The organism is Virgibacillus sp. JSM 102003, assembly GCF_041949995.1.
Lineage (GTDB): Bacteria > Bacillota > Bacilli > Bacillales > Amphibacillaceae > Lentibacillus.
On sequence record NZ_JBHFQH010000011.1, the window covers coordinates 20,303 to 32,758 of the forward strand.

The 12,456-nt window shown below is 37.0% G+C and carries 12 protein-coding genes and 1 pseudogene; 7 read left to right on the forward strand and 6 right to left on the reverse strand.

The genetic code is table 11. The features are described from left to right. The first annotated feature begins 80 nt into the window (after positions 1-80). From ACE1TG_RS12925 to wrbA, 5 genes and pseudogenes are all read left to right on the forward strand, one after another. Positions 81-1,166, forward strand: a complete 1,086-nt coding sequence (locus tag ACE1TG_RS12925; protein WP_375052805.1) for a carbohydrate kinase — start codon at positions 81-83, stop codon at positions 1,164-1,166. Then, positions 1,163-2,077, forward strand: coding sequence for a pseudouridine-5'-phosphate glycosidase (locus tag ACE1TG_RS12930; RefSeq protein WP_375052806.1), 915 nt, complete (start codon positions 1,163-1,165; stop codon positions 2,075-2,077). The genes ACE1TG_RS12925 and ACE1TG_RS12930 overlap by 4 nt, the downstream gene beginning before the upstream one ends. A gap of 101 nt (positions 2,078-2,178) precedes the next feature. Next, positions 2,179-3,183: a DUF3231 family protein gene (locus tag ACE1TG_RS12935; protein ID WP_375052807.1), complete on the forward strand. Its 1,005-nt coding sequence runs from the start codon at positions 2,179-2,181 to the stop codon at positions 3,181-3,183. A 15-nt stretch (positions 3,184-3,198) separates the two neighbouring features. Continuing rightward, positions 3,199-3,581 (forward strand): annotated as a pseudogene (locus tag ACE1TG_RS12940) (RDD family protein). A gap of 202 nt (positions 3,582-3,783) precedes the next feature. Then, positions 3,784-4,452: an NAD(P)H:quinone oxidoreductase type IV gene (gene wrbA, locus ACE1TG_RS12945; RefSeq protein WP_375052808.1), complete on the forward strand. Its 669-nt coding sequence runs from the start codon at positions 3,784-3,786 to the stop codon at positions 4,450-4,452. A gap of 582 nt (positions 4,453-5,034) precedes the next feature. Here wrbA and ACE1TG_RS12950 read toward each other — a convergent pair. The 3 genes from ACE1TG_RS12950 to ACE1TG_RS12960 all read right to left on the reverse strand — a co-directional run bounded on the left by ACE1TG_RS12950 (position 5,035) and on the right by ACE1TG_RS12960 (position 7,461). Next, positions 5,035-6,036, reverse strand: a complete 1,002-nt coding sequence (locus ACE1TG_RS12950; RefSeq protein WP_375052809.1) for an LLM class flavin-dependent oxidoreductase — start codon at positions 6,034-6,036, stop codon at positions 5,035-5,037. A 498-nt stretch (positions 6,037-6,534) separates the two neighbouring features. After that, on the reverse strand, positions 6,535-6,945 hold the full coding sequence (locus ACE1TG_RS12955; RefSeq protein WP_375052810.1) for a DUF6220 domain-containing protein: 411 nt from the start codon (positions 6,943-6,945) through the stop codon (positions 6,535-6,537). A gap of 21 nt (positions 6,946-6,966) precedes the next feature. After that, positions 6,967-7,461 (reverse strand): hypothetical protein, encoded by a 495-nt coding sequence (locus ACE1TG_RS12960; protein ID WP_375052811.1) that lies wholly within the window; start codon positions 7,459-7,461, stop codon positions 6,967-6,969. 541 nt (positions 7,462-8,002) lie between these two features. Between ACE1TG_RS12960 and ACE1TG_RS12965 the strand changes: the two genes are divergently transcribed. After that, positions 8,003-8,413 carry a PH domain-containing protein gene (locus tag ACE1TG_RS12965; RefSeq protein WP_375052812.1) on the forward strand — a complete coding sequence of 137 codons (411 nt, stop codon included), beginning with the start codon at positions 8,003-8,005 and terminating at the stop codon, positions 8,411-8,413. 422 nt (positions 8,414-8,835) lie between these two features. Continuing rightward, positions 8,836-9,120: a DUF3784 domain-containing protein gene (locus ACE1TG_RS12970; RefSeq protein ID WP_375052813.1), complete on the forward strand. Its 285-nt coding sequence runs from the start codon at positions 8,836-8,838 to the stop codon at positions 9,118-9,120. A 641-nt stretch (positions 9,121-9,761) separates the two neighbouring features. Here the strand turns inward: ACE1TG_RS12970 and ACE1TG_RS12975 are convergent. The 3 genes from ACE1TG_RS12975 to ACE1TG_RS12985 form a co-directional block, all read right to left on the reverse strand. Beyond that, positions 9,762-9,980 (reverse strand): hypothetical protein, encoded by a 219-nt coding sequence (locus ACE1TG_RS12975; RefSeq protein ID WP_375052814.1) that lies wholly within the window; start codon positions 9,978-9,980, stop codon positions 9,762-9,764. A 205-nt stretch (positions 9,981-10,185) separates the two neighbouring features. After that, entirely contained in the window at positions 10,186-10,875 is a 690-nt protein-coding gene (locus tag ACE1TG_RS12980) for a response regulator (RefSeq protein ID WP_375052815.1), read from the reverse strand. Beyond that, a complete protein-coding gene (locus tag ACE1TG_RS12985) occupies positions 10,868-12,310 on the reverse strand; it encodes a sensor histidine kinase (protein WP_375052816.1) in 1,443 nt (480 codons plus the stop codon). Before ACE1TG_RS12985 ends, ACE1TG_RS12980 begins: the two co-directional genes overlap by 8 nt. Between the last annotated feature and the right edge of the window lie 146 nt (positions 12,311-12,456).

The following is a 12,456-nucleotide window of genomic DNA, read 5'->3' on the forward strand; positions in this document are numbered from 1 at the left end:
TGACTTGAGGGAAAACTTATGTGTACAATATAAACAAATGTTTATAAACTAAACAAATGTTTAGGGGGTGGCTTCATAATATGAATAAAAATGAACAAAAGATTATAGATTTAATTAAGAAAGATGCATACATATCCCAGCAGGAATTGGCAGACTCCCTTGGACTATCACGGCCATCTGTGGCTAACCTAATTTCAGGTTTAGTTAGAAGAGGATATATCCGGGGTAAAGCATATGTACTTAATGATTTAAAACAGATTGTCTGTGTTGGCGGTGCAAACTTAGACCGGAAAGTTTATGTTAAAGACGAAATACAATTGGGGACATCCAATCCAATTCGGACTACCAAAAATGCAGGTGGAGTTGCGCGTAATATCGCTGAAAACCTGGGGCGATTAGGTATGGACACGACATTACTTACTGTCAGCGGATCGGATTCGGAGTGGAACTACATTGCAGAGCAATCACTTCCATACATGAATCTGGAAGATGTAACACATTTTTCAAAGGCAACAACTGGATCGTACACCGCTGTCCTGGATGATGATGGTGACCTCTTACTAGGCCTGGCTGATATGGACATTTTTGATTTAATGATTCCAGAATGGATCCAGCAGCATGTTTCATTATTGCAACAGGCAAAATGTATTCTCGCTGATCTGAATTGTCCTAAAGATACACTTCAATTTCTATGCAAATTTGCCAAAAGTCGTGATATAACCCTTATTCTGGTAGCAGTATCAACGCCAAAAATGAAGCACATTCCAGATAAGCTTGGTGGTTTGAGTTGGATGATTACAAATCTTGATGAGTCAGAAGCATACTTCCAATGCGATCTTACACCAACAGAAGCTGTTGAAAAATGGCTTGCATTAGGAGTAGAAAATGTAGTAATCACAAAAGGAAAAGAAGGAGCAGTAGTTGGGAATAAAGCAGAAGAGATTTATCATGTGCCGGCAATTGAAACTAGAGAGATTATCGATGTGACAGGAGCAGGTGATGCCTTCTCGTCAGCTGTCACGTATGCATGGTTGGAAGGGGAAAGCCTAATTGACACGACAAAGGCTGGAGTTGTCAATGCAACAAGAACATTACAGACAGCTTATACGGTTCGCCGTGACTTAACAGCGCTACAGCTACAAGAAGACATGGAGGAATTATTATGAAAAAATATATTGTATTATCAGAAGAAGTCAAGAAAGCAAAAGAACAGGGAAAACCTGTCGTAGCACTGGAATCAACAATTATTTCGCATGGAATGCCATATCCGCAAAATGTTCGGACGGCTCGTGAAGTGGAACAAATTATTCGTGATCATGGAGCAGTTCCGGCGACCATCGCTATTTTAGACGGAGAAATCAAAATAGGCCTAAGTGATGAAGAACTGGAGAACTTCGGTAGTAGCGAAGATATTGCAAAGACTTCCCGCCGAGACTTGCCTTATTTATTAGCTACTGGCAAAAAAGGTGCAACGACAGTGGCGGCTACAATGATTTGTGCTGAAGCAGCTGGTATAAAGACGTTTGTTACAGGTGGTATTGGTGGTGTTCACCGTGGAGCCCAAACGTCAATGGATATCTCGGCAGACCTTGAAGAACTCGCAAAAACGGATGTTGCTGTTATTTGTGCAGGAGCGAAATCAATCCTGGATCTTGGTTTGACGATGGAATACCTTGAAACAAAAGGGGTTCCCGTAATGGGATATCAAACAGATGTGCTTCCGGCATTTTATTCACGGACAAGTCCATTTCCGGTTAATTTTCGGACAGATGATGCGGATACAGTTGCTGCCACCCTAAAAGCGAAGTGGGATATGAATTTGACAGGTGGAGCGGTAATTGCTAATCCGATTCCAGAAGAATACGCGATACCTGAAAAAGACATCACAGCAGTAATTGAAACGGCACTGGAGGAAGCCCGGGAAAATAATGTTACAGGCAGGGATGTAACGCCGTTTTTGTTAGGTAAAGTGAAAGAGTTAACCGATGGCAAGAGCCTGGATGCTAATATTGCTTTGGTGAAACATAATGCACATGTTGGAGCAGAAATAGCAGTAAAATTAGCGGGAATGAAATAATTATTTTATTATATCTTCAAAACCTTCTGTTCCCAATCGTTAATTACAAAAAGTTTCATATTTAATACCGATTTAGTAAATGGTACTAATGAGGTGAAGATATGAATAAGGAAAAATTAAAACTCACATCCTCCGAGATAGGATCATTGTGGGGACAGTATATGAACGGAACAATGACAGATATCATAAATCGTTATATGCTTTCTATTATTGAAGATAAGGCAATAAGGGTTATTTTTCAGGATGCTATTAATACTTTTGCTAATCAAAAAAGACAAGTAGTATCTTTTCTAGAGAACGAGGGTTTTCCGGTGCCAATTGGATTTAATGAATCTGATTTTAATAAAGGTACGAAAAGATTGTTCAGTGATATATTTTGCCTGAATTATTTACATGTCATGACTATACACGGTTTAGTTGGTCACACAACTTCTTTTGGAATTGCTGTTAGAGAGGATTTACGGTATTTTTATGATTCTTGTGATACGGAAGGAAAACGGATGTATCATCAAACAATCGATTTATTACTTAAAAAAGGAGAGTTTCAGAGAGACCCGTACTGTTATCCTGGAGAATCCCCAGAGTTTATTACGACCAAGGATTTTACGGATGGATTTTTTGGAAAAGGAAGACGTTTAGCTTCAACAGAAATCATAAGTATTTCACTTAATATAAAAAAGAGCATTTTAGCCAAAACACTCTGTGTAGCATTCAGTCAGGTTGCTCAATCAAAAGAGGTAAGAAAATTTATGACGGATTCTCAAAAAGTTGCCGAGGCTAACGTAAAATCTTTTTCAAAAATTTTGGATGATGACAATTTATCGGTGCCAAAGTCTTGGGAGACAGAAGTGACAACTTCAACCGAATCTCCTTTTTCCGATAAATTAATGATGTATCATATTGGCTTTTTGTCTCAAGTTGCACAGGACTATTATGGGACAGGATTAGCCTCTGCCATGCGAAAAGACCTTTTAATTGCTTATGAACGCACTATCTTAAGAAACCTGAGGGTAACCCAAAAATGGTTTACTATCATGGTGGAAAATAAGTGGCTGGAGCAACAGCCGCTGGTACCGAATAGACAAGAACTTGCGGAAGAAAAGTAATGAAGAAACGAATAGATGGCTGATAAACCTATATTGTTTGTCAGCCAGGGTTTATTTCACAACTTTTTTTATGGTCAGTTTTATATTAAATCATATACGCTTATCGATATACTAGGTCCTCTGTATACATTGTTGTTACCTGTTCTTTGGTATGGATATACGCTCGGAAGACGATTGTCAGGCAACCGTATTGTCAGAGTAGATGGGAGAAAAGTAGGGTTAGGGACCATGTTATTAAGGGTCATTGTAGCATTGTAGCAGGTATAGCCTATACACTTACATTGGGAATTGGGATAATTGTAAGTGCATTTATGATTGGTATTAGGGAAGATAGACGTTCTATACATGACTTTATAGCTGGAACGTACGTGACAAACGATCCTCCAGAAAAATCATAACTTTATAATTTACTGTAAATAGCTCAGTCAGTAACTGGGCTATTTTTAATGAACCGCTAGCGAAATTTTAAAGTTGACATTATTAGTAATTCAAGATAATATAGTTACATAAAGTAAGTTAATGATTAATCATTACCTTACATTTTTTTAATAATAAAGGAGTGTTTGAGACAAAATACAGAAGTGAAAGGATTGGGAACATATGGGCTTCTTAGAAAAAATATTAGGTAAGTCAACTACAACTACAAAGGAGACAAAAAGTATGGCAAACGTGAACTTGGCAGTTATTTATTACAGCTCCACAGGAACAAACTATCAAATGGCTCAATGGGCGGAAGCAGCAGCATCAGAAGTAGGTGCTGAAGTAAAGGTAGTCAAAGCACCTGAACTTGCGCCAGAAGAAGCAATCTCCTCTAATCCAGCATGGAAAGCTCATGCTGACGCAACCAAAGACGTACCGGAAGCAACTTCAGAAGATATTGAGTGGGCAGATGCAATTATCTTTAGTATTCCAACTCGTTTCGGAAATCTTCCAGCTCAAATGAAACAATTTATTGATTCACAAGGTGGGCTTTGGGCTTCTGGAAAAACAGTAAACAAAGTAGTAAGTGGGATGACATCTGCTCAAAACCCTCATGGAGGACAAGAGGCAACAATGCTTAATTTATATACTTCCATGATGCATTGGGGAATGATTATCGCAACCCCTGGTTATACTGACCCGGTATTATTCGGTGCTGGTGGTAATCCATATGGAACAAGCGTATCTGTCGACCAGGATGGTAACATGGTGGAAGATGTAGAAGGCGCAGTTAAGCATCAGGCAAAAAGAACCGTGGATATTGCAACACGCATTAAATCTGGCAGTTAATTTTAAAAAATCCCTCCATTCGCAGTTCAGTGCGAATGAGGGATTTTTGATTGAGGGACGGGAAGATACCTACAAGTCTAATTTAAACCCGAATTCAGGGTGCTTATATATTTGACTGATCGAGAATTTGAATTTGTAATCGAATTAGAGAGGTAACTTCAAATAGCAGGTTTGGGGTTTGCGGACAGCATGGACCTTATTTGGCACCAATACTCTCTTTATACCCTGATATATGTAAAATAAGGACTTCTGTGTCGGGATAGCTTCAAAAAGACGATTCTTTTAATAAAAATAGCGTCTCCTGTGTCCGCTCGTTAATCCTTTTATAGAAGCTAAAGAATACCCATTGTCTCTGCAACATGAAGATTGTTTGTTTATCTGTTTCTATAGCAAGTGATAAATCAGACTTTATCCATGTAGCACCAATCAATGATGGTGGCTGGACAGTTAAATGATATATTAAAAGGCCCCTCATGTGATGTGAGGGGTCTTTTATCGTTGTTTAGCGTACTATAAAATTTAAGTGCTGTGGGTGACTGAACTCCAGAATCAGCGACGTCCAGCTCCAGCGCTTTTGTTCTTCTAGTCCATCAGTTCTCCAACGATCTCATAAGAACGTTTCCGGGCTTCCTGGTCAAATATTTGTGAGTTAATAATCATCTCATCAGCCTGGGTTTCTTCTAGGAACTTTTCGAGACCTTGCTTTACCGTTTCCTTGCTTCCGACAATGGTTGAACGGGAATTAATTGATTGTTCAACTGCTGCTTTTTCCATTTCGGTCCAAACGCTATCAATATCATCAATTGGACGTTGCAATTTTGTAGGCTTTCCTTGTCGAATACTTAAGAATTGTTGCTGCTGAGATGTTGCCAGATACTCTGCTTGTTCATCTGTGTCAGCTGCTATTACATTTACACCGACCATTGCGTAAGGTTTAGCTAGTGTATCGGATGGTTTGAAATTATCACGATAAAGATTCAAAGCTGGAATTGTGTAATCTGGGGCAAAATGACTTGCGAATGAGAATGACAAGCCTTTTTTAGCCGCTAGTTGTGCGCTGAATCCACTTGAACCTAATAGCCAAATTGGAACATTGAGTCCTTCGCCTGGAACAGATCTGACTCTGGCAGTTCCCTCGAAATATGCTTCAAGTTCATCCACTTGCAACGGAAAATCCTCTACACGCTGATTCAATGTACGACGCAAGGCATATGCTGTAGCCTGATCACTTCCAGGTGCACGTCCTAGTCCTAGATCAATTCGCCCCGGATACATGGATTCCAGTGTTCCGAATTGTTCTGCAATAACTAATGTTGCGTGATTTGGCAGCATGATACCGCCAGCGCCCACACGCATATGGTTGGTTGCACCAGCGATGTGTCCAATTATAACTGATGTTGCTGAACTCGCAATCCCAGGCATATTGTGATGTTCTGCAAGCCAGTAACGGTTAAAGCCATGTTTCTCGACACTTTGAGCAAGGTCGACACTATTTTTAAATGATTCCGATGGATCGCTACCTTCTAGTACAGGTGCAAGATCCAATACGGATAGCGGTATATTGTTAAATGTTTTTTTAGTCATTGTATTCACTCCTTATTGAGAAATGATACGACGATAGTAAAAGAACGTCCAATTATTAGCTTGAACAAGCTTCTTTTTTCTATTAGAAAATTTGGCTTTTTGCCAAGCTTTAGCTGCACTTATGCAGTAAGAAAGGATTTATACTGTTGTATGAAAAATACATTAAAAATAATTATTATTTTCATAACAGATGTTGACTGCACATTTGGCAACCATGTTGATTTCTTAACTGCAAAAAAGCCATCAAAAGCTCTTAACTTTTGATGGCAACTATTTAATGTTTTAAGGTTTCCTTTATTTCCTTATACTCCTCTATACTAACCTCGCCTTTAGCAAGTCTATTATCCAAGGTTGCCATTGCGTTGGGGCTACTACTATTATAATAGCACCTTTCATTGCTTCTGCGCTTCCAGAAGATAATATTTGTAATGAATAATGTGATTAGTATTATAAAGAGAAAAAAACCAAATGGATGAAAAAATTCTCCATACATAATGATCAACTCCTATAGTTATTTTTTTGTATCAATTTCTTAGATGCCTTTACAGTAACAAGCGATCTCCAGAATAATATCATTGCGATGACTGGATGGATTGCTGCTACAAAGGGTGCACTTGCAGTTAACTGTGTTGTCACATATTGCATAATGATTAAGAGGTAAAGACCAGCATAATCCCACCGTATTTTTTTAGGAATCCTTACAAAGAATGAAAGAATCAGCATGATAATTGGAGTAAATTCAAAGTAATGAATGAAAGTTGTATGCAGCTCCCAATTACCATAATTAACAAAGGTAGCAATGCCAGCAAGAAATACCTGGATAACTACACAAATAAAAAATAACAGTGAAAGTACTACTAAGATTCCTCGAACGATACGATTCGTATTCGAACGTGTTTCAGTTTTCATGAATTCCCTCCTTTTTATTATTCATTTAGAAACAGTAGTACGCCTTCCCCACGGCTTAAAAACAGATAGTCCAAACATGAGAAGTAGTGAAGTGAGTTGGGTGATTATCCCTATCCACAGCTCTGCTTGTACGATAAAAATATCTGTGCGTGCTCCTGAAGATTCAACCAGCTTAAATGCTTGTAATGTCCAGTAGTACATTCCCCACAAATTTAACGCGAATACTGGAATTGTTAATAACTCTTTTGCGATAATCCAATAAAATTTAAATAGCCCCCATTTTGTCCAGATAGAAAGAAGGATACCGGTGATAATCGTTCCGAAAGTCGATGCTTTAACGGATGTTTTGGATAATAAATGCATGACCTGGTAACTGCTTTCGATAAGCTGTCCATTCTCGGAAATGGCTATGGTTATACAAAGTAGCAAGAAGGTTACCATATTACCTAGCATGATTGCCGCAAACAGGATGTGGCAAGTTTTTAACCAGCTTTTAGTCGTAATTGAGAGTTTCACTTTTTCACCACCTGTTAAGGAAATGTTCTACTATTCTAATGTAACAAGCAGATATAAACCCAAACTAAAGCATTTATAAATTATTTATAAACATCTGATGAAAAAATGAGAAACAAAAAACACCCCGCATGGAAAATAAGTAGTTCCGTTACTGTGGAGAAACATTCGAAATAGCATTCCTTTTAACAGACCAAATCGCATATGATTTGGTATCTTCATTTTTCCTTATATTTCAACGAATATTGGGCATTAGCGCTTGAATTAGCATACAAAATCGCACCCCAAATAGCATAATGTCAATAGCTGTTGTCAATGTGATTTTTCCTATGCGAATTTGTATGTTATTTGCGATGCTGTATTTTCAACCCAAGTAGGTAATTGTAATTTTATGTTAAAACAAATGTAGAGTTTGTGGACCATCGTAAACTAAAGAGGCAGAAGAGTGGAATATGCGTATATACAATTTTGAAACCAAATAATGTATTATTCGTATCAATATAGAGGTGATAAAATGTATTTCTCGTCAAAAAAAGACTTGTGGATGGCAATTATTATTTGGTTATCCGCATTTCTTTTAATTATCCCTCCAGTTTTCTTTCCAGATTTGGGAGTTTGGATGCTCCCTGATTTTTTAAACAAGCAATGGGTTAAAATTGTTGTTTTATTTCCAATTGGTTTTTGTCTAATGTGGATTTGGTTCAAAACTGGATATACAATCGAAAATAATTCTATCAAAATACAATACGGTCCCTTTAAAAAGTATATAGAGATTGATGAAATTTACAATATTAGGGAAACCAAAAATCCATTTACAGCTCCTGCACTTTCTATGAATAGAGTCGAAATTAATTATGGAAAGTACGAAACAATTCAGATATCCCCAAAAGAAATAAGTTTATTCGTAGGCGAATTGCAAAAAAAGAATCCCCATATTCAAATTAAAAATTACTAAAAGAATTACTCTATACATTTATTTACTGCATTAATGGGTTGCGTTAGTTGAAGAAGAAAATAAAAAAAGAACGCTTGGGATATTTAAAATCTAAGCGTTTTTCTATGCTTTTTTCACTGTTATTTATATTGCTAAAAATAGTGAAATTTAGTGTGTTATTTGACCCGTTATTTTAGTTTTTCTCCACAGTATCGGGACTACTTACATGGAAAACGGGTTTTGTTTCAGAGGTGCAAACATTAAAAACAAACGCATCATAAAACACACGGATTTTCACAAGGGAAATATGGGTATTTATGTTAAAATAAATATAGATATTGTGAACGATTATACTAAATCTAACGCAGCAGGTTAGTGAAATTAAGGAAACTATTCCCTTTGTGATTCGTATAAAAAGTATCAGACAATTTGGGGGTGTAGAGGTGGACTACGGATTATTGATAATTGGTATAGCCCTTTTACTTGTGTCATACTTAGTAGCTGTGAAAAAACAAACTTGGTTGTTAGCTGGATTCAATGAAAAAATGATTAAAAATAAGGATTTATTAGGTAAAGTGGCAGGTGGAGGTTTTTTCCTGCCGTTAGGTTTGTTAGTAGTTATCCATAGTTTTATTGAATATTCTTATGAGAAAACTGTTCTAATTATTGCTATGTTGGTTTTATTAACAATTGTGTACTTATTTATAAATAGAAGGTTACTCGATTAGTTCAATTAACGGGTGCTTAAGTTTAACAACAGATATTAGAAAGAAAAATGGCTTGGATATTTTTCCAAGCCATTTTTACTGTGAATTTAATAGTGAAAGTAATGTGATTATAGATGAGATTTAACTTGTGAATCGTTGTTTTGCACCTCACAAGTGAACCCGTTACGCATGGAAAACGGGTTTTGTTTCCTATCACAAAACTCAGAATTGCACTTCGTATTTGTAGTAATACTTGTTATTAAAATAAAAAAATATCAGTTCAGATAACTGATATTTTTCTTCTATTTATTTTCAATTGCTGAATAATAAATTAATATCTAATAAGACTATTTTTTTATGTTTTGGAAATTATAAAATTTAAGTGCTGTGGATAATTGGACATCAGAATCAGCGACGTCCAGCTCCGACGTACAGGACGTACTAGTGCCGGTGATGCCACAGGAGGTGGCGTTCTCACCGGCCAGCGCCTAGCGCCTAGTGGACTTCCTTCCCCGTGTCTACGATAAGTCAACATCGAATCGCTTACGCTCTTCGTGTATCCTTTATCTCACACGGGTCAGTCCAGTCCATACGGCACTGAACAGGCGCTTGCGCTTTTGTTCTGTTTTCTTGCAAAATATTTATTTGCTGTTGCATCTGTTCTATTGTTGTTGCATTTGTTTTTGTTGAAATTCCTGTTGTTGTTTGTCTTGTTCCTCTTGGATTTTATCTTGCCTATCTTGTTCGAGTGCAATAGCTTGCCCTGCTAAAGTAATTATATCTCCAGTAGACACAAACCACTGTCCAACCAATTGTAGAATATCAGCAAAGTTGTTGCCATTGCAGTAATTATTTTCGTTATTATCAATAAGTGGACACATAATATCCCCTTCTTTTCTTTTTAGAACTACTTTATGTTATGTAATCAAGCTTTGGTTGGCAACAAAAAATACTCTTTAATTAATTCTTGTTCAATTAAACTGTGTTGTTCTATTGAGTATCAAATTAGTTTACAAATTGATGCTCATTTCACATTATATTTTTAATTTGCGATAGGTAATAAAACCCTTTAAGCAATGGAATGGTTTAGCCTTTAAAACGATATCCGGATCCCCACACTGTTTGAATTAATTGTGGATTAGCCGTATCCTTTTCAATTTTCCTGCGTATTTTTTTCACGTGAACGGTTACGGTAGCTGTGTCCCCCATTGATTCGATCCCCCATATTTTTTCAAATAAGTGCTCTTTGCTAAAAACCTGGTTCGGGTGCTTAGCCAGGAATGTTAATAAATCGAATTCGCGAGTGGTAAATGGAACCTCCTTTTCGTGGATAAAGACTTGTCTGGATGCTACATTTATTCGAAGCTCGCCTTTATGAATATCCTCGGTAGTCTCGTTGGTCTTAATCAAGCGTTCATATCTGGCTAGATGCGCTTTTACTCGCGCCACCAATTCACTGGGACTAAACGGTTTTACAATATAATCATCAGCACCAAGTCCAAGACCACGTACCTTGTCGATATCTTCATCCTTAGCTGTAACCATGAGGATAGGGATATTGGAAATTCTGCGTATTTTTTTACATAATTCAAAGCCACTTATATTAGGAAGCATTAGATCTAGCAAAATAAGGTTATAGTGCTGTTGCGATGATACAGCTTCTAAACCGGTTTCTCCATCTGAAGCAATTACGACTTCAAAACCTTCTATTTCAAGGTAATCCTGTTCCAATTCTGCAATGCTTTTGTCATCTTCAATGATTAAAACCCTACGCATGTTTATCACCTTCAGTTTTATTAAGGGTGAAGCAAATAGTTAATCCGCCATTTTGAGGACTTGTAGCACTGATTGAACCACCATGAGCTTTAATAATTTGCGAAGCTATCGCAAGACCAAGCCCACTTCCTCCTTTATTTCGTGAGGGATCTGTTTGATAAAATCGGTTAAAAATGTGGACAAGGTTTCCTTCCGAAACCCCCGGACCGTTATCACTAATACATACTTCTACCGTATTATCAAGATCCTTAAGTAAGATTTGTATAATACATTCGCTTTTGTCGATATATTTTATACTGTTGTAAATAATATTGTTCATCACACGAATGAGTTTGTCTCTATCCAATGAAACAGTTGATTGCGTAGCTGCATTCTCGTTAAATGTTAAGTGAACATTGTTGTCCACAAGTTCTGGCTTCATTTCTTCCAGATAATCTTTCATAAATGCTTTAATATTTACTTCCTCAAAATGAAACGGAAGGCTTTTTACATCCAGCTTGGAATATAGGGATAGTTCTTTAATCAGCATATCCATATATTCAGCTTTTGCATGTATGGTTTCCAAATACCTTCCTCGTTTTTCTTTTGTATTGGCAACACCATCCTGTATGCCCTCCACGTAGCCCATTATTGAAGTGATAGGTGTTTTCAAATCATGTGAAATATTAGCAATCAATTCTTTACGGTTATTTTCATATTTATCACGTAGTTCCATTGATTCCTTCAATTGTAACCGCATATCATCAAAAGATTTAACCAACCCACCTAACTCATCCTTGCTTGCTGGTCTGACAGAAAAATCCAGATTTCCATTGCGGATATTTGCCGCAGCATTTGATAGTTGACGGATCGGATTTAGGATACCTTTAGACATAAAATAAGACAACAGCACATTAGTAAGGATAAGCAGGAGTATTAAGCTAATAAATAATAGCGGAAAAAACGTTCTGGCGAATTGCGCGAATGATGAAGATTCACGTAATAGAAATATAGATCCTTCTGTGCCATTGTCAAAATAAAAATCATACTGCTTAACGTTATATCTATCATGCCCAAACGGAGGTCTGGTGTTGAACTCATTTTCACCAAATCGCGGCAAATCATGATAGGAGATCTCTTCTATACGATTCGACTTGTAAGAAAGCTCTGAACCCTTTCGAATAATTATTCCGCTTTCATCGCCTTCTAGCTGGTTTGTTAGTGCTTGGAGATAGGCAGGGTCATCTAATTTACCCTGTTTTAATGATGCCGTTTTTTTTAAGCTATTAAATATTTCTATATCATTTCCCTCCGCCGTATTCCATCCTCCTTGCTGAGATTGATTAAAACCTCCGCTAGTGACGACGTTTAATAAAATAACGATACCTATAATAAAAATGATTGGCATAACAATCATTGCTGTATTTGATAGAAAAAGCCGTTTGCGTATTGACATAATATCCACCTTCAGTCGTTATATTCCTTAGCATAACGCAAAAATCTAAACAAGTTCTAAAAAAACATAAACTTTTTATAAAAAAATTTTAGTAATAAGCTACGTTCACTCTTTATCCCTTGTCAGTAATGCATTAAAGATGCATA